The sequence below is a fragment of the Microbacterium sp. NPDC080220 genome, assembly GCF_040686395.1.
GTDB lineage: Bacteria > Actinomycetota > Actinomycetes > Actinomycetales > Microbacteriaceae > Microbacterium > Microbacterium gawkjiense.
Genome location: NZ_JBFBOP010000003.1, coordinates 112,171 through 128,886 on the forward strand (window position 1 = coordinate 112,171; position 16,716 = coordinate 128,886).

Annotated in this window: 15 protein-coding genes; 6 read left to right on the forward strand and 9 right to left on the reverse strand. The window is 70.0% G+C overall.

The window, feature by feature from the left end; genetic code table 11:
* Positions 1 to 18 precede the first annotated feature (18 nt).
* Positions 19 to 1,893 (reverse strand): ABC transporter ATP-binding protein, encoded by a 1,875-nt coding sequence (locus AB0P29_RS06410; RefSeq protein WP_363379120.1) that lies wholly within the window; start codon positions 1,891 to 1,893, stop codon positions 19 to 21.
* A 59-nt stretch (positions 1,894 to 1,952) separates the two neighbouring features.
* Between AB0P29_RS06410 and AB0P29_RS06415 the strand changes: the two genes are divergently transcribed.
* From AB0P29_RS06415 to AB0P29_RS06425, 3 genes are read left to right on the forward strand one after another with little or no spacing between them, the layout of a single operon-like run.
* Entirely contained in the window at positions 1,953 to 2,894 is a 942-nt protein-coding gene (locus AB0P29_RS06415; RefSeq protein ID WP_363379121.1) for an ABC transporter ATP-binding protein, read from the forward strand.
* Positions 2,891 to 3,772, forward strand: a complete 882-nt coding sequence (locus AB0P29_RS06420; protein WP_363379122.1) for an ABC transporter permease — start codon at positions 2,891 to 2,893, stop codon at positions 3,770 to 3,772. The genes AB0P29_RS06415 and AB0P29_RS06420 overlap by 4 nt, the downstream gene beginning before the upstream one ends.
* Positions 3,769 to 4,590 carry an ABC transporter permease gene (locus AB0P29_RS06425; RefSeq protein WP_363379123.1) on the forward strand — a complete coding sequence of 274 codons (822 nt, stop codon included), beginning with the start codon at positions 3,769 to 3,771 and terminating at the stop codon, positions 4,588 to 4,590. Before AB0P29_RS06420 ends, AB0P29_RS06425 begins: the two co-directional genes overlap by 4 nt.
* 3 nt (positions 4,591 to 4,593) lie before the next feature.
* Here the strand turns inward: AB0P29_RS06425 and AB0P29_RS06430 are convergent, their stop codons facing one another.
* The 8 genes from AB0P29_RS06430 to AB0P29_RS06465 form a co-directional block, all read right to left on the reverse strand.
* Positions 4,594 to 5,586: an NADP-dependent oxidoreductase gene (locus AB0P29_RS06430; protein ID WP_363379124.1), complete on the reverse strand. Its 993-nt coding sequence runs from the start codon at positions 5,584 to 5,586 to the stop codon at positions 4,594 to 4,596.
* Between the two features lie 127 nt (positions 5,587 to 5,713).
* Positions 5,714 to 7,162 (reverse strand): MFS transporter, encoded by a 1,449-nt coding sequence (locus tag AB0P29_RS06435; protein WP_363379125.1) that lies wholly within the window; start codon positions 7,160 to 7,162, stop codon positions 5,714 to 5,716.
* 170 nt (positions 7,163 to 7,332) lie between these two features.
* Complete coding sequence (locus AB0P29_RS06440; protein WP_363379126.1) at positions 7,333 to 7,683, reverse strand: Fe-S protein; 351 nt, start codon at positions 7,681 to 7,683, stop codon at positions 7,333 to 7,335.
* A gap of 64 nt (positions 7,684 to 7,747) precedes the next feature.
* On the reverse strand, positions 7,748 to 8,221 hold the full coding sequence (gene ribH, locus AB0P29_RS06445; RefSeq protein WP_363379127.1) for a 6,7-dimethyl-8-ribityllumazine synthase: 474 nt from the start codon (positions 8,219 to 8,221) through the stop codon (positions 7,748 to 7,750).
* Complete coding sequence (gene ribA / locus AB0P29_RS06450) at positions 8,218 to 9,498, reverse strand: GTP cyclohydrolase II (RefSeq protein WP_363379128.1); 1,281 nt, start codon at positions 9,496 to 9,498, stop codon at positions 8,218 to 8,220. Before ribA ends, ribH begins: the two co-directional genes overlap by 4 nt.
* Complete coding sequence (locus AB0P29_RS06455; RefSeq protein WP_217531042.1) at positions 9,495 to 10,142, reverse strand: riboflavin synthase; 648 nt, start codon at positions 10,140 to 10,142, stop codon at positions 9,495 to 9,497. The genes ribA and AB0P29_RS06455 overlap by 4 nt, the downstream gene beginning before the upstream one ends.
* Positions 10,142 to 11,161 (reverse strand): bifunctional diaminohydroxyphosphoribosylaminopyrimidine deaminase/5-amino-6-(5-phosphoribosylamino)uracil reductase RibD, encoded by a 1,020-nt coding sequence (ribD, locus tag AB0P29_RS06460; protein WP_363379129.1) that lies wholly within the window; start codon positions 11,159 to 11,161, stop codon positions 10,142 to 10,144. Before ribD ends, AB0P29_RS06455 begins: the two co-directional genes overlap by 1 nt.
* 247 nt (positions 11,162 to 11,408) lie before the next feature.
* Positions 11,409 to 12,389 carry a sugar-binding domain-containing protein gene (locus tag AB0P29_RS06465; RefSeq protein ID WP_363379130.1) on the reverse strand — a complete coding sequence of 327 codons (981 nt, stop codon included), beginning with the start codon at positions 12,387 to 12,389 and terminating at the stop codon, positions 11,409 to 11,411.
* A 159-nt stretch (positions 12,390 to 12,548) separates the two neighbouring features.
* Here AB0P29_RS06465 and AB0P29_RS06470 point away from each other — a divergent pair, with 159 nt between their 5' ends.
* From AB0P29_RS06470 to glpK, 3 genes are all read left to right on the forward strand, one after another.
* The gene (locus tag AB0P29_RS06470) at positions 12,549 to 14,270 is read left to right on the forward strand and encodes a glycerol-3-phosphate dehydrogenase/oxidase (protein ID WP_363379131.1); all 1,722 of its coding nucleotides are present in this window, start codon (positions 12,549 to 12,551) and stop codon (positions 14,268 to 14,270) included.
* A 103-nt stretch (positions 14,271 to 14,373) separates the two neighbouring features.
* On the forward strand, positions 14,374 to 15,126 hold the full coding sequence (locus tag AB0P29_RS06475) for an MIP/aquaporin family protein (protein ID WP_363379132.1): 753 nt from the start codon (positions 14,374 to 14,376) through the stop codon (positions 15,124 to 15,126).
* A 48-nt stretch (positions 15,127 to 15,174) separates the two neighbouring features.
* Entirely contained in the window at positions 15,175 to 16,692 is a 1,518-nt protein-coding gene (gene glpK / locus AB0P29_RS06480; RefSeq protein WP_363379133.1) for a glycerol kinase GlpK, read from the forward strand.
* Positions 16,693 to 16,716 lie beyond the last annotated feature (24 nt).

A 16,716-nucleotide genomic window follows, 5' to 3' on the forward strand; every position in this document is an offset into this window, starting at 1 on the left:
GGTCGCGGTGCGTTCGGGTCAGACGATCAGCTGGCGGGCGGCGAGGTCGCGGTAGAGCGGCACGTCGCGGATGAGCTCGTCGTGCGTGCCCTGGCCGACGACGCGGCCGTGGTCGAGGACCACGATGAGGTCGCTGTCGACGACGGTCGAGAGCCGGTGGGCGATCACGACGAGCGTGCGGCCGGTTGCAACGGCGTCGATCGCCTCCCGCATCCGTTGCTCATTAAGCCCGTCGAGCGACGACGTCGACTCGTCGAGCAGCAGGATCGGAGGAGCGGCAAGCAGCGCCCGCGCGATCGCGAGGCGCTGGCGCTCGCCGCCCGAGAGCATGACGCCCGCTTCGCCGACCGGCGCCTGCAGCCGCAGCGGCGACCGCTCGAGCACGTCCGTCAGGTTGACGGCGGCGAGGACCCGTTCGCAGTCCGCATCGGAGGCGTCGGGTGACGCGAGCCGCAGGTTGTCGGCGATCGTGCCGGCGAGGGTCGGGGCGTCCTGCTCGACGTAGCCGAGGCGGGCGCGCAGCGAGAGCCGGTCGAGCGCGCGGGCGTCGACCCCGTCGATGAGCACGGCGCCGGCCGTCGGGTCGTAGAACCGCTCGATGAGGGCGAGGGTCGTCGACTTCCCGGCGCCGGACGGGCCGACGAGGGCCACGCGGGAGCCGCGCGGGACCCGGAACGAGACGCCCCGCAGCACCGTGGCCTCGGGCTCCGGCTCGGCGTCCTCGGGCAGGGGGGCGCGCGCGTCCGCGAGGGTCTTCAGCGCCTCGTCCTGCGCGCTGCGGCGGGCGCGGACGACCGCGTCAGGGTAGGAGAAGTGCACGTCGCGGAACTCGATGGCGGCCGCGCCGTCGGGGGAGGGGGCGACGGCGGATGTGGCAATCGCGGCATCCTCTGCCGTCTCGTCCGGCAGGTCGAGGACCTCCTGGATGCGGCCGAGCGCGCCGAGGGCCTGGTTCACCGACGTGATGGCTCCGAAGAACGAGGCGAGCGGCTGGACGAGGAAGAAGAGGAACATGACGAACACGACCAGCTGGGCGATCTCGATCGCGCCCGACGCGACGCGGAAGCCACCCACGCCGAGGACCACGAGGAGCGACACCTGCAGCGCGATGCCCGCGACGGGGACGACGACCGCCGACGCCTTCGCGACCGACACGCCGGCGTCGTACGCCTCGCTCGCGGTGGCCGAGATGGCCGCCTGCTCACGGGATTCGGCGCCGGATGCCCGGATCGTGCGGATCGAGCCGATCGCGCGTTCCACACCCGAGGCGAGGGCGCCGACCTTCTCCTGCTGCACGGACGTCGCCCGCCGGATGCGTCCGCTCAGGACGCCGACGACGGCGGCTGAGGCGCCGATCACGACCACGATGAGCAGCAGCAGCACCGGGTCGATCACGAGCATCGCGACGATCGCGCCGACGAAGATGAGCGCGTTGCCGATCGAGTCCGCGAAGCCCTGCGTGAGGACGGCGTAGAGCAGTGTCGTGTCGGTGCCCACGCGCGAGACGAGGTCGCCGGTGCGCCGCGCGTCGTACTCCTGCACCGGCAGGTGCAGGAGCTTCGCGATCAGACGTCGCCGGCTCGAGTAGACGACCGCGGTGCCGGTGCGCTGCAGGAGGTAGTGCTGGAACCCGCCGATGAGGGACGAGACGACCACGAGGCCCACGAGGACCCAGACGAGGATGCCGAGGGCCTGGCCGGCCTGCACGCGCCCGATGACGTCGCCGACGAGGAGCGGCTGCACGAGGGTGGCGACCGCCTCGAGGACGCTCAGGACGGCGACGACGACGAGGACGCCCTTGTGCTCGAGCAGGAACGGGAGGAGCTGGCGGAGGCTGGCGCGGGGGCCGTCGTCCTTCGAGGGGCGACGCAGACCGCGGCGGGGCGTGGACATCCCTCTATCTTCCCCCTCGCGGCTGAGGGGATGTCCGGTGCCGTCGGTAGGGTGGTGCGGTGCCAGAAGCCGTGATCCGCGCCGAGCGCCTCGTGAAGGCCTACAAGACCAAGGGCAAGCCCGACTTCGTCGCCGTCGACGGCCTGTCGTTCGAGGTCGCGCCGGGCGAGTCGTTCGGACTCCTCGGCCCCAACGGCGCGGGCAAGTCGACGACGATGAAGATGATCGGCGCCGTCTCGACCCGCACGAGCGGCGATCTCTCGATCCTCGGGCTCGATCCCGACCGGTACGGACCCGAGATCCGGTCCCGGCTCGGCGTGGTCCCGCAGCAGGACAACCTCGACGGTGAGCTCAACGCCCGCGAGAACCTCTACATCTACGGCCGGTACTTCGGGCTTCCCGGCAGGGTGTGTGCCGAGAAGGCCGACGAGCTGCTCGCCTTCGCGCAGCTCGAGGACAAAGCCAAGAGCAAGGTCGACCAGCTCTCCGGCGGCATGAAGCGTCGCCTCACGATCGCCCGCGGACTCATCAACGACCCCCGCATCCTGCTCCTCGACGAGCCGACGACGGGGCTCGACCCGCAGGCGCGGCACGTCCTGTGGGATCGCTTGTTCCGCCTCAAGGAGCGCGGGACGACCCTCGTCCTCACGACGCACTACATGGACGAGGCCGAGCAGCTCTGCGACCGGCTCGTCGTCGTCGACAAGGGGCGCATCATGGCCGAGGGAAGCCCGGCCTCCCTCATCCGCGAGCACTCCAGCCGCGAAGTCCTCGAGGTGCGCTTCGGGTCCGACCGCAACGAGCAGGTCGCGGCGCAGCTGCAGGGGGTCGGCGATCGCATCGAGGTGCTGCCCGACCGCATCCTCGTGTACGCGCACGACGGCGAGGCCGCGCTCGAGCGTGTCGCCACGGCGGGCCTGCAGCCTCTCACGAGCCTCGTGCGCCGCTCGAGTCTCGAGGACGTCTTCCTCCGTCTCACCGGACGGTCGCTGATCGAATGAGTGAGACGACCCCGTCGGTGCAGCCGACGCTCGACGAGTTGCGCGCCGAGGCCCTGGAGTGGGGCCGCAAGCCGCGCCGGCACGGCAGCTGGTACGTGACCGAGCACATGGTCCGCGCGATGCGCGCGTATGGCTGGACGATCGTCGTCGGCGCCCTCGGACAGCCGGTGCTGTATCTCCTGGGCCTCGCGGCGGGTCTCGCCGCCCTCATCCAGGCGCCCATCGACGACCGCGGCGTGCAGGTGGACTACCTCGTGTTCGTCGCCCCTGCTCTCCTCGTCACTGCGGCGATCTCGGTCGCCTCCGAGGAGATGACCTACCCCGTCATGGCCGGGTTCAAGTGGCGGCGCTACTTCTTCGGGTTCAACGCGTCCGCCCTGTCGAGCCCGCAGATCGCGAACGGCGTGGTCATCGGCGCCGCCGCGCGCATGGCGTTCGCGGTCGCGGCGTACTACCTCTTCATCTGGCTTCTGGGCGCCCTCGGCATCGGGTGGACGACCGTGCCCCATCCCGAGACCGGCTGGCTCGCGATCCCGGCGGGACTGCTCGCGGGCCTCGCCTTCGGCATCCCGCTCATGGCGTACGCGGGGTCGATCGAAGACGACAAGGGGCAGTTCGCGCTCGTGCAGCGGTTCATCTTCATGCCGATGTTCCTGTTCTCGGGCACCTTTTACCCGCTCGAGACCCTGCCGGTCTGGCTGCAGTGGATCGGCTGGGTCTCGCCCCTCTGGCACGGCGCCGAGCTCGGCCGACTGGCGACGTACGGTGCCGCCGTGCCGCCGGCGATGATCGCCGCCCACCTCGCGTACCTCGTCGTGCTCGCGGGCGTCGGCTACCTGTGGGGCCGCAAGGTCTTCGTCGAGAGGCTCGCGAAGTGAGCGCCGCGACCGTCGAGGCCACCGCGCGTCGCGGGGGAGTGCGGGCGCTGTGGGCGGGCAACCCCGGCGCGGTCGTGCAGCGCGGCTTCCTCGCCGCCCGGTCGTCGAGCTGGGCGGTCGTCCTCTCCGGCTTCTTCGAGCCGGTGTTCTACCTCGCGTCGATGGGGCTGGGGCTCGGCGCGCTCATCGGCGACGTCGAGACCTCCCAGGGAGTCCCGGTCAGCTACGCCGCATTCATCGCTCCCGCCCTTCTCGCCGTCTCGGCGATGAACGGCGCGATCTACGACTCCACCTGGAACGTCTTCTTCAAGCTCAACTACGGCAAGCTCTACGAGGGCATGCTGGCGACCTCGCTCGGTCCGCTCGACGTGGCCCTCGGCGAGATCCTCTACGCGCTCCTGCGCGGTCTGCTCTACGCGACCGGGTTCATGATCGTCATGCAGATCCTCGGGCTGAACCTGGCGTGGACGGCGATCCTCGCGATCCCGGCGGTGCTGCTCATCGCGTTCGGCTTCGCCAGTCTCGGCATGGCCGTCACGAGCTACATGAAGACGTTCCAGCACATGGACTGGATCAACTTCGTCCTGCTGCCCATGTTCTTGTTCTCGGCGACGTTCTACCCGATCACCGTTTACCCCGAGTGGGTGCAGTCGATCGTCATGGCGCTGCCGCTCTGGCACGGCGTCGAACTGATCCGCGGGCTGACCACCGGCATCCTGTCGGCGGGCATGCTGTGGCACGTCCTGTACTACGTCGTGATGATCGCGGTCGGACTCGTCTTCACGACGAAGCGCCTGCGCGCGCTGTTCCTCGACTGAGGGTCATCGTCCCGATTCCATGACCTCGCGCGCCTTGCGGATGGGGCGGGGGTTGACCGGATGCGTCGCGAGCACGACCTTGCCGCGCGAGTGCAGCTTCTGCAGGTCGTCGTATGCTTCGGCGACGTCGGCGAGCGGGTAGAAGCCCGACACGAGGACGTTGACCGCCCGCTTCTCGGCGAGCTCGACGACCTTGCGCAGCTGGTCGGTGCCATGGGCGACGGCCGCGGGGTCGTCCGACAGCAGGGCGACCTCGCGATCGCGACGGTCGGCGCTCGAGCGGAACTTGCTCGCGGGGACGCCGAGGGCTTCGGCGATCTCGTGTCCGTCCTGCCCGAAGTTGTCGATGTACGCGCTGACCCCGTCGGGGGCGAGGGCGCGGATCCGGTCGACGATCCCCTCGCCGTAGCGCACCGGCTTCACACCGAGCTGACGCAGGTAGTCGAAGTTGCGGTCGCCGCACGTCCCGATCACGCGAGCACCGCGGTGCATGGCGATCTGCGCCTCGACGCTGCCGACACCGCCCGCCGCGGCTGAGACGACCACCGTGTCGCCGGCGCCCACCTTGAGTTCGTCGAGGATGTCGAGGGCCGTCGTGCCGGCCAGGTACAGACCGCCCGCGGTCTCGAACGTGACGTTCTTGGGCTTGCGCACGAGCCGGTCGGTCGACACCGTGAGGTGGCTGGCCTGCGCTCCCGAGCGGACGTGACCGACGACGTCGCTGCCGACGGGGAAGCCCGCCGTGTCGGGGCCCACGGCGATCACGGTGCCGGCGAAGCAGCTGCCTGATCGGCGGGGGAACGGGTCGTCCCATTCCTTCTCGGCGCCCGAGCGGACGAAGCCGTCGATGTGGTTGAGGCCCATCGTCATGACCTCGACGGTCACCTCGCCCGGGCCGGGCTCCGGAAGCGGGCGGGTGACGAGGTGGAGCACCTCGGGTCCGCCGGTCTCGTCGTACTCGACGACCGATGCCTGTGTAACTTTCTTGCTGGCCATCGTCCACTCCTCACGTGCCTGTGGGGCCGACGATAGCCCTGCGCCCGCACGGAGGGGAGCTCTTGACAGACGGATGCCGCGACCCTCCCGGTGGGGTGGGGCGCGGCATCCGCTCGTCAGGGTCAGGTCAGCGTGCGCCGAGGTCGACGTGTCCGATGTTCGTCTCGTACTCGACGTCCTTCGTCTCCTTCGACAGCCACAGGGCGATGAAGGTGAGGACGGCCGAGCCCGACAGGTAAACGCCGACGAGCCACGGCGATCCGCCGGCGGCGGCCCAGAGGGCGGTCGCGACGATCGGGGCGAGCGCGGCGCCGAGGATCGACGACACGTTGTAGGAGATCGCCGACCCGGTGTACCGGACGTTCGTCGGGAACAGCTCGGGGAGCAGGGCACCCATCGGACCGAACGTCGCACCCATGAGCATGAACCCGAAGATCAGGAAGGCCTGCACGAGGGCGCCGCTGAACTTGGGGTCGAGCTGGGGCAGGAGGAAGACGTTGAAGAGCAGACCGAAGACGGCGATCGCCCCTGTGATCCACAGCAGCAGGCGGCGACGGCCGATCGTGTCGGCGACGGGGCCCGAGAGCAGCGTGAAAACGCCGAAGAAGACGACACCGACGATCTGCATGATGACGAAGTCGGTATACCCGAACCCGAGGCCCGGCACGTAGGTGGCCGCGTCGAACGCCGCGCCCGCAGCCTCTGCCGCGGCGGCGGCTCCCTCGGTCGTCGCCTTCGTGCCGTAGGCGAGGGTGAAGCTCGTCATCAGGTAGAAGAGCACGTACGTGGCGAGCATGATGAACGTACCGAGGATCAGCTGCTTCCAGTGGCGACGGACGACCTCGCCGAGGGGGAACTTGCGGATCGCGCCCGTCTTCTCGGCCTTGGCGAACGTCTCGGACTCGACGAGCTTGAGACGCACGTACAGGCCGACGATCACCATGACCGCCGAGAACAGGAACGGCACGCGCCAGCCCCAGGCGAGGAACTCCTCGCTGCGCTGCGCGGGGCCGTCGGGGTGCGGCAGCAGGAAGTAGATCACCAGGAACACCGTGTTGGCGATGATGAAGCCGATCGGCGCGCCGAGCTGCGGGAACGTGCCGTACCAGGCGCGCCTGCCCTTCGGGGCGTTCTCGGTCGCGACGAGTGCGGCACCCGACCACTCGCCGCCGAGGGCGAAGCCCTGCGCGAGGCGGAGGACGAGCAGCAGGATCGGGGCGAGCACGCCGACCTGGTCGAACGTCGGCAGGAGGCCGATGAGGAAGGTGGCGACACCCATCGTGAGCAGCGACCCGACGAGGGTCGCCTTGCGTCCGAACTTGTCGCCGAAGTGGCCGAAGACGACGGCGCCGACGGGGCGGGCGACCATGGCGGCGCCGAAGATGCTGAACGACAGCAGCAGGTTCGTGGTGTCGTTGCCGGCGGGGAAGAACAGGATGGGGAAGACGAGGACGGCGGCGGTCGCGTAGACGTAGAAGTCGTAGAACTCGATCGTGGTGCCGATGAGGCTCGCCGTGATGACGCGGGAGCGGGGATTGGCGGGTGCGGTGGATGCCGCGGGTGCTGCGGATGACATGCGGGGGACCTTCGGAACGAAGCGGTGGGTCCTCATGGGACGCGTCGGCGGCGGACGTCCTCGCAGGGGTGATGCGAGGGCGTCACAGCTCTGGGATCACCGAGGCGCCGACGGAGTCGCCGGCGCCAAAGCTCCACCCTACTCCCGCGTCATCCGGCGGGATCGGCCGGTCAGCGCCAGATGACCGCGAGCCCCGCGTTGAGGAGGGTGAGGATGCCGATGGGCCAGAAGATCCCGGCGGGCACCGACCCCGACTTCCGCAGGCGTCCCGCGCCGGCGCCGAGGAGGCCGCCGATGAGGACGAGGACGACGAGCTTGATGCCGATCTTGGCGTAGTTCAGGTCGTGGTCGAGACCCCACGGCGCCGAGAGCGCGAGGCCCGCGACGAGCGCGATGCCGAGGCCCCAGTGCATGATGCGCGTCACTCGGCGCTGTCCGACGAGTTCGACCACCCAGGCCCCGAAGAGCGTCGCGAAACCGACGAGGTGGACGAGGACGACGACGCTGCGCAGGATCTCCATGCCCTCAGGCTACCTGAAGGTCGAGACCCCCCGCAGCATCTCGCGATGGTGTGCGCGTCGCGCGTCAGCCGCGGAGGTCCCGCAGGGCGAGCGCGGTGCGGATGGCGGCATCCGCTGCTTCTGCGCCCTTGTCCTCCTTCGAGCCGTCGAGGCCTGCGCGGTCGAGGCCCTGCTGCTCGTCGTCCAGTGTGAGCACGCCGAAGCCGACGGGCTTGCCGGTGTCGAGGGCGACGCGGGTGAGTCCGTCCGTCGCGGCCGACGAGACGAAGTCGAAGTGCGGGGTGCCGCCGCGGATGATGACGCCCAGCGCGACGGCCGCGTCGGCGCCGGCGTCGAGCGCGGCCTTGGCGACGACGGGCAGCTCGAACGAGCCAGGAACGCGCACGAGGCGCCACGTGGCGCCCGAGGCGTCGAGGATGCGCTTCGCGCCCGCGATCAGGCCGTCGGTGATCGTGTCGTGCCACTGCCCCGCGATCACGACGACGGACAAGCCGCTCGCGTCGACCGCTTCGGCCCGGGGTGCTCCGTGTCCGCTCATGCGGTGTGCTCCTCACTGTGCGCGAGGGCCTCGCGCAGTTCGTCGGCGTCGATGATGTGGCCCATGCGGTCGGCCTTCGTCGCCAGGTACTGATGGTTGTTCGCGCCGACCCCGACCAGCAGGGGCACCTGGTCGACGATGGTGAGACCGAGGGCACGCAGCTGCGCGACCTTGTCGGTGTTGTTGGTCAGCAGACGGATCTGCTTCACGCCGAGGTCGGACAGGATGCCGCCGGCCGCCGCGTAGTCGCGGGCGTCGGCCGGCAGGCCGAGCGCGAGGTTCGCGTCGACGGTGTCGAGCCCCCGCTCCTGCAGGCTGTACGCGCGCAGCTTGTTGATGAGGCCGATGCCGCGGCCCTCGTGGCCGCGCATGTAGATGACGACGCCGCCGTCCTGCTCGATCGCGTCGAGCGCCGCCTCGAGCTGCGGTCCGCACTCGCACTTGAGCGAGCCGAACGCCTCACCCGTGAGGCACTCGGAGTGCACGCGCACGAGCGGTGCCTCCTCGGTGAGGTCGCCCGAGACGACGGCGATGTGGTCGGTGCCGGTGATCCGGTCCTTGTAGGCGAGGAAGCGGAACTGGCCGTGCGAGGTGGGGACCGTCGCCTCGGCGCGCAGGCTCACGCGGCGCTTGGCGGTGTGGTCGGCGTGGGCGGCGGTGCCGTCGCCGTCGGCCGCGCTGACGTGCGCGATGAGCTGCTCGATCGTGATGACGGGGATGCCTTCGCGCTCGCCCATCTCGAGGAGTCCCGGCATCCGCATCATGCTGCCGTCGTCGGCGACGACCTCGCCGATCACGGCGACCGGCTGCAGGCCCGCGAGCTGCATGAGCTCGACGGCGGCCTCGGTGTGGCCGGCGCGCTCGCGCACGCCGCCGTCGACGGCGCGCAAGGGGAGTACGTGCCCCGGGCGGATGAGTGAGGACGGCACCGAGTCCGGGTCGGCCAGCACGTTGGCCGTGCGGGCGCGGTCCGAGGCGCTGATGCCGGTCGTGACGCCCTCCGCGGCGTCGACGCTCACCGTGTACGCCGTGCTCCGAGCATCCTGGTTCTGCTCGACCATGGGAGGCAGGTCGAGGCGGTCGGCCCAGTCGGCCGGCATCGGGGCGCACAGGAACCCGCTGGACCAGCGGATGGTCCACGCGAGCCACTCCGGCGAGGCGAGCTCGGCGGACAGGACGATGTCGCCCTCGTTCTCGCGGCTCTCGTCGTCGGCGACCAGGATCGGTCGGCCTTCCTTGAGGGCTGCCAGGGCGTCGGGGATGGACGAAAGGCTCATCGGGAGCCTCCTTCTTCTGCGGACGGGATGCCGTCGGTTGAGGCGAATCGGAGCAGGCGCTGCACGTGCCGCGCCAGGATGTCGGTTTCGAGGTTGACGCGGTCGCCGGGGGCGAGCGTGCCGAGGGTGGTCACCTCGAGCGTCTCGGGGATGAGGGAGATCTCGAACCAGTGCGACGCGGCGTCGGGCTCGGACACGTCCGAGACGGTGAGCGAGACGCCCTGGACCGTGATGGACCCCTTGTCGACGACGAGCGGGGCGAGGTCGGCCGGCAGCGAGACGCGGATGACGCGCCACTGCTCGCCGGGGCGGACCTCGAGGACCTCGCCCGTGCCGTCGACGTGTCCCTGCACGATGTGCCCGCCGAGGCGCGTGTGCGCGGCGAGGGCACGCTCGACGTTCACTCGGGAGTCGACCCCGAGGGTGCCGAGCGTCGACATGTCGAGCGTCTGCTTCATGACGTCGGCCGTGAACCCCTCAGAGGTCTGGTCGGTGACCGTCAGGCAGACGCCGCTGATCGAGATCGAGTCGCCGCGCTGCGCGTCCGAGACGGCGAGGGGCGCGCGCACGGTGAGTCGCACGCCGTCGCCGGAGGGCTCGATCGCCGTGATGACGCCCTGTTCTTCGATGATGCCGGTGAACATCAGGCCTCCTGGGGGGTGAGGGTGACGAGGATGTCGTCGCCGAGTCGGTCGACGCCCGTGATGTCGAGGCGTCGCTGCTGGGAGATGGTCGCGACGCCGATGTCTCCGACCGCGAGGCGGTCGCCGCCGATCAGCGTCGGTGCGATGTAGACGAGGAGCTCGTCGACGAGCCCCTGGCGCAGGAAGGATGCCGCCAGTGTCGGGCCGCCTTCGATGAACACACGCTGGGCGCCGAGCTCGCGGAGGCGGTCCAGCAGGTCCCGCAGGTCCTCGCCCTCGTCCTGCATGAACGGCCGCGGGTGCTTGCGCAATCGCGCCTCCTGCGGCACGGCGCGGACGCCGACCACGACGGGTCGGGGCTGGTCTTCGTAGAGTCCGCCGTCCTCGCGCCGCGCGGTCAGTGCGGGATCGTCCGCGAGGACGGTTCCCGTCCCCACCACGATCGCGTCCGCCAGCGAGCGTCGGCGGTGCACGTCGGCGCGGGCCTCGGGTCCCGTGATCCACTGGCTGGTGCCGTCGGATGCCGCGGCCCGCCCGTCCAGCGACTGCGCCCACTTTAGCGTCACGTGGGGCCGCCCGAGACGCTGCACGGTCAGCCACGACGCGATGAGCGTCTCGCCCTCGTCGCGCAGCACGCCGCCCTCGACCTCGACGCCGGCGTCGCGGAGCCGCGCGGCGCCCCCGGAGGACACCTCGCCCGGGTCGTCGACGGCGTACACGACGCGGGCGACGCCGGCCTCGATGAGCGCGACCGCGCAGGGGCCGGTGCGCCCGGTGTGGTTGCACGGCTCGAGGGTCACGACGGCCGTCGCGCCGCGCGCGGCATCCGGTCCGAGCTTCGAGAGGGCGTCGATCTCGGCGTGCGGCGTCCCCGCGCCGTGATGCCAGCCCTCGGCGAGCACCTCACCCGCGGGGGAGAGGATGACCGCGCCGACCTGCGGGTTGACCCCCCGCGGTCCACGCTGAGCGAGCGCGAAAGCGTGGCGGAGCGCGGCGCGCTCTGCGTCGGTGGCACTCATCCGGATCCTCACGATGGGGTGCTCCGGGGTGCGGGCGCGTCAGGCGGTCCCGCAGGGTCGCTGCGGGCGCCCGTGCTGCCTCCCATCCGGACTAGCGACTCGCGTCGCATCACCGTCGGTTCCGGATTTCCACCGGATCAGCAGGACCTCGGGTCCCGCTCGCGGACTGTCACCGCCGGTTCGGATTCCCACCGACCCCGGAGCACGTTTCTTGCTCTCGAGTGTAGTCAACCGGCGGATCGTGGTTTCATTCCCACGGATCGGTACCGGGCGCAGCGCCGGCTGCTGAGCGCACCAGCATCCGTGCGGCGGACTCCTCGATGACGAGATCGGTGATGAGTTCGGCCGCGAGGGCGCCGCGGAGCGCCGCGAGCTTCGAGCCGCTCGAGATCACGCAGATGCGGTGCGCGGCCGCACGCAGCGTGTCGAACGAGGGACCGCTCGAACGCTCGTTGAGCGGGATGTCGTCGGTGGAGCCGTCGGCGCGGAAGAACACTGTGGCGCAGTCGCCCACGACGCCGTGTGTGCTGAGCTCCGCCAGGTCGCGCGGTGACAGGTACTCGCCGGAGTAGACGTGTGAGGGCACTTCGGCGCGGGGCGAGCCGAGCCCGAAAATGATGACGCTTGCGCGTGCTTGCACGTCCAGCACGGATCGCACGGCTCGCTCGCGCCACATCGCGCGCTTGGTCTGCGGGTCGTCGAACAGTGCGGGCACCGGGAAGAGGTCGGTAGTCGCGCCGAACGCTTCGGCGAACGCTTGCAGGATGCTGGATGAGTACGGCACGCCCGACGTCGATTCGTTCGCGGCCCCGTTCAGCTGCACGACACGGGTGCCGTGGAGTGGCTTCTTCGGCAGGTGCCGTGACACCGCCGAGAGTGTCGCGCCCCACGCGATCCCGATCACCGTGTTGGTTTCGGTGTGGAGCGCCACCAGCCGGGCAGCGCTCCGCGCCGTGCGGTCCAGGCGCTCGGCGGCGTTGACGTGACTCGGCGTCGGGACGATGTGCACGCGCACGCCGTAGGTGTGGGCGATGCGGCCGGCCACCTGGTCGCGGTCCTCCTGCGGTGAATGGACGGTGATCTCGACGAGCCCGCTGTCGCGCGCATACGCGAGCAGCCGCGACACGGAGGAGCGTGAGATGCGCATCTCGTCGGCGATCGCGGCCATGCCGGCGCCCTGCACGTAGTAGAGCTGTGCGGCTCGCAGCGCCTCGGCGGCTTTGTCCATGCGTACGCATCCGTTCAGTCCGGGTGGGCGGCGCGACGTCGCCGCTGTGGTTTTCGCACCGATTCTCGTCGAATCGTGCACATATGTGCAATCGGGTTGCGCATGCGTGCGTTCGCGCGTGAGCATGGGCGCACGTTCCAAGGAAGGACCCTCGTCACCATGAGCACACGGCAGCAGCACACCCGTCCGCAGGTCGAGGCATTGCGCGCACGTCCGCATGCCCAGGTGCTCGTGATCGGCGGCGGCATCAACGGCATCGCCACCTTCCGAGACCTCGCGCTGCAGGGCGTCGACGTGGCCCTCGTCGAGCGCGGCGACTACGTCTCCGGCGCGTCGTCGGCATCGAGCCACATGGTCCACGGCGGTGTGCGATACCTCGAGAATGGCGAGTTCCGACTCGTGCAGGAGGCCGTCACCGAGCGCAACGCGCTGCTGCGCACGGCGCCGCACTACGTCCGTCCGCTCGAGACCACCATCCCGATCTTCAAGACCTTCTCCGGCATCCTCACGGCGCCCTTCCGCTTGCTGTTCACGCACGGCACCGGCAAGCCCAACGAGCGCGGGGCGCTGCTGATCAAGGTCGGCCTCATGATCTACGACACCTTCTCGCGCGATGGCGGCTCGGTGCCGCGCCACGTCTTCCGCCGCGCCAAGCGCTCGCTCCAGGCCTTCCCGCAGATGAACAAGGACGTCGCCTACACCGCGAGCTACTACGACGCCTCGATGCACGACCCGGAGCGCCTCGCGCTCGACGTGCTCTTCGACGGCGTCCGTGCCGGCGGCGAGCAGGCCCGCCCCGCCAACTACCTCTCCGTCGACGGCGTCGACGGAGACCAGGTCACCCTGCTGGATGAGACCACGGGCGAGCGCTTCGGCTTCACGGCAGACGTCATCGTCAACACCAGCGGCCCCTGGACCGACCTCACGAACGACGCGCTCGGCCAGCCGACCACCTTCATGGGCGGCACCAAGGGCTCGCACATCGTGCTCGAGAACGACGAGCTCCTGGCCGCCACCGGCGGCAACGAGATCTTCTTCGAGCACTCCGACGGCCGCATCGTGCTCATCTACCCGCTCAAGGGCCGTGTCATGGTCGGCACCACCGACATCGACGCCGACCCGCGCGAGCGCACGGTGTGCACCGACGACGAGATCGACTACTTCTTCGACCTCATCGGTCATGTCTTCCCCGACATCACCGTCGATCGCGCGCAGATCCGCTACACGTTCTCCGGCATCCGCCCGCTGCCGCGCCACGACGACATGGCGCCGGGCTTCGTCTCCCGCGACTACCGCATCGAGCGCGGCGACGCCGCGGGCACGCCCGTGCTCAGCCTCGTCGGCGGCAAGTGGACCACCTTCCGCGCGGTCGCCGAGCACGTCGCCTCCGACACCCTCGCGCTGCTCGGCCGCGCCCGCACCGTCTCCACCGCCGATCTCGCGATCGGCGGCGGCGCCGACTACCCGCGCACACCCCGTGACCGCGCCCGGTGGATCGAGCAGCACCGGGGCGTGCACACCGCTGCACTGGCCGACCGGATGCTGGAGCGCTACGGCACGCGCGCAGGCGACGTGCTCGCCGCCGTCCCGGAGGGCGCCGAGGAGCTGGCCGCCGTGCCCGGCTACTTCGCCGAGGAGATCGCCCACCTCGCCCGCACCGAGGACGTCGTGACGCTCACCGACGTGCTGCTGCGGCGCACCTCCGTCGCCTTCGTCGGCGGCGCGACGATCGACGGCCTCCGTCAGCTCGCCGCCGCCGCCGCAGACGCGCTCGGCTGGGACGACGACGCGCAGGCGGCCCAGGTCGATGAGGCCGTCCGCGTGCTCCGCGAGCATCACCGGATCGCGGTCGACGAGGACCGGCACGCCGCGCTGGTCTGACACTTCGGCGCGCCCGGCGTCGAAGCACGCACATGCACCGGGCACCAACGAGTCGATGACGACGGTCGTCATCGAGCATGTATCGAAGGGTCAATGACGACACATGAACGACATCAACTTGTGGCTCTACTTCGTCTCCGAGACGGTCGGCACTGGGCTGCTGACCCTGCTCGGCTGCGGTGTGGTCGCCAATGTGCTCCTCGCGAAGTCCAAGGGCTTCGGCGGCGGCACGCTGATGATCAACTGGGGCTGGGGTCTGGCGGTGTTCATCGGTGTGCTCGGCTCCGCCTACTCGGGAGCGCAGCTCAACCCCGCCGTGTCGCTCGGGCTGCTGCTTGCCGGCGACCTCGAGGTGACCCTGTTTTTCGTCGCCGTGGCGGGTCAGTTCGTGGGCGCCTTCCTCGGTGCCGTGCTCTGCTGGCTCACCTACAAGCAGCACTTCGACGGTGAGGCCGACGCGGCCACCAAGCTCGGCGTGTTCTCCACGGGCCCGGCGATCCGCTCGTACGGCTGGAACCTCGTCACCGAGATCATCGGCACCTTCGTGCTCGTCTTCACGATCTTCGCGTTCGCGGATTACGGCGACATCGAGATCGGCACCCCCGGCGGTCTCGGCCCGCTGACCGCCCTACCCGTCGCGCTGCTCGTCGTCGGTATCGGCGCCTCGCTCGGCGGACCGACCGGCTACGCCATCAACCCGGCCCGCGACCTCGGTCCGCGTATCGCCCACGCCGTGCTCCCCATCAAGGGCAAGGGTGCGAGCGACTGGTCGTACGCGTGGGTCCCCGTCGTCGGTCCGCTCATCGGCGGCGCGATCGCCGCGGTCGCCGCCCCCGCACTGCTCTCGATGGTCTGACGACCAGCATCCGCGCGTTCAACAACACACGAAAGACGAGGAAGTCCCATGGCTGACTACATCATCGCAATCGATCAGGGCACCACATCCAGCCGCGCCATCATCTTCGACCACGGTGGCTCGATCATCGCCACCGGCCAGAAGGAGCACGAGCAGATCCTGCCGCGCGCCGGCTGGGTCGAGCACGACGCGATGGAGATCTGGCGGAACGTCCAGGAGGTGATCGGCGTGGCGCTCGCCAAGGCCGATCTCACCCGCCACGACATCGCCGCCGTCGGCATCACCAACCAGCGCGAGACCGCCGTCGTGTGGGACAAGCACACCGGTGAGCCCGTCTACAACGCCATCGTCTGGCAGGACACCCGCACGCAGTCCATCGTCGACCGCCTCGCCACCGAGGGGCTCGGCACCGAGCGATACAAGGGCATCGTCGGTCTGCCGCTGGCGACCTACTTCTCGGGCACGAAGATCGCCTGGATCCTCGAGAACGTCGACGGCGCCCGCGAGCGCGCGGAAGCCGGCGACCTCATCTTCGGCACCACCGACACCTGGGTGCTGTGGAACCTCACCGGCGGCACCGACGGCGGCGTCCACGTCACCGACGTCACCAACGCCTCGCGCACCCTCTTCATGGACCTCGAGACGCTCGAGTGGCGTGAGGACATCCTCCAGGACTTCGGCGTCCCGCTGTCGATGATGCCCGAGATCCGCTCCTCCTCCGAGGTGTACGGGTACGCGGAGGACTCGTCACTGCTGCGCGAGACCCCCGTCGCCGGCATCCTGGGCGACCAGCAGGCCGCCACGTTCGGCCAGGCCGCGTTCGAGAAGGGCGAGAGCAAGAACACCTACGGCACCGGCAACTTCCTGATCTTCCAGACCGGTGAAGAGATCGTTCACTCCCGCAACGGACTGCTGACGACCGTCGGCTACAAGCTCGGCGACCAGCCCACTCGGTACGCACTGGAAGGATCGATCGCCGTGACCGGATCGCTCATCCAGTGGTTGCGCGACCAGGTCGGCTTGATCTCATCGGCGCCCGAGGTTGAGAAGCTCGCGGCATCCGTCGAAGACAACGGCGGCGTCTACGTCGTTCCCGCGTTCTCGGGGCTGTTCGCGCCCTACTGGCGCCCCGAGGCGCGCGGCGCGATCGTCGGCCTCACCCGGTTCGCGAACCGCGGGCACATCGCCCGCGCCGCGCTCGAGGCGACCGCGTTCCAGACGCGTGAGGTTCTCGACGCCGTCAATGCGGACTCCGGCGTCGACCTCGAAGAGCTCAAGGTCGACGGCGGCATGACGGCCAACGACACCCTCATGCAGTTCCAGGCCGACATGCTCGGTGTGCCCGTCGTCCGCCCGGTCGTCGCGGAGACGACGGCACTCGGCGCCGCGTACGCTGCCGGTCTCGCCGTCGGCTTCTGGTCTGACCTCGATGAGTTGCGCGCCAACTGGCAGGAGGACGCTCGCTGGGAGCCCAGCGACGACGTCGCTGAGCGCGAGCGTCAGCTGCGGCTGTGGAAGAAGGCCGTCACCAAGTCGTTCGACTGGGTCGACGACGACGTCAACTGAGCCCACCCGCGAGCGAACGCCCCG

Bases quoted from the DNA above. Each gene is read 5' to 3' on its own strand.
- AB0P29_RS06465 (WP_363379130.1), bottom strand. From the start codon at position 12,389: ATGGACAAAGCCGCCGAGGCGCTGCGAGCCGCACAGCTCTACTACGTG.
- ribA (WP_363379128.1), bottom strand. From the start codon at position 9,498: ATGAGCCTTTCGTCCATCCCCGACGCCCTGGCAGCCCTCAAGGAAGGC.
- AB0P29_RS06410 (WP_363379120.1), bottom strand. From the start codon at position 1,893: ATGTCCACGCCCCGCCGCGGTCTGCGTCGCCCCTCGAAGGACGACGGC.
- AB0P29_RS06420 (WP_363379122.1), top strand. From the start codon at position 2,891: ATGAGTGAGACGACCCCGTCGGTGCAGCCGACGCTCGACGAGTTGCGC.
- ribH (WP_363379127.1), bottom strand. From the start codon at position 8,221: ATGAGCGGACACGGAGCACCCCGGGCCGAAGCGGTCGACGCGAGCGGC.
- AB0P29_RS06435 (WP_363379125.1), bottom strand. From the start codon at position 7,162: ATGTCATCCGCAGCACCCGCGGCATCCACCGCACCCGCCAATCCCCGC.
- AB0P29_RS06440 (WP_363379126.1), bottom strand. From the start codon at position 7,683: ATGGAGATCCTGCGCAGCGTCGTCGTCCTCGTCCACCTCGTCGGTTTC.
- AB0P29_RS06455 (WP_217531042.1), bottom strand. From the start codon at position 10,142: ATGTTCACCGGCATCATCGAAGAACAGGGCGTCATCACGGCGATCGAG.
- AB0P29_RS06470 (WP_363379131.1), top strand. From the start codon at position 12,549: ATGAGCACACGGCAGCAGCACACCCGTCCGCAGGTCGAGGCATTGCGC.
- AB0P29_RS06430 (WP_363379124.1), bottom strand. From the start codon at position 5,586: ATGGCCAGCAAGAAAGTTACACAGGCATCGGTCGTCGAGTACGACGAG.
- ribD (WP_363379129.1), bottom strand. From the start codon at position 11,161: ATGAGTGCCACCGACGCAGAGCGCGCCGCGCTCCGCCACGCTTTCGCG.
- AB0P29_RS06475 (WP_363379132.1), top strand. From the start codon at position 14,374: ATGAACGACATCAACTTGTGGCTCTACTTCGTCTCCGAGACGGTCGGC.
- glpK (WP_363379133.1), top strand. From the start codon at position 15,175: ATGGCTGACTACATCATCGCAATCGATCAGGGCACCACATCCAGCCGC.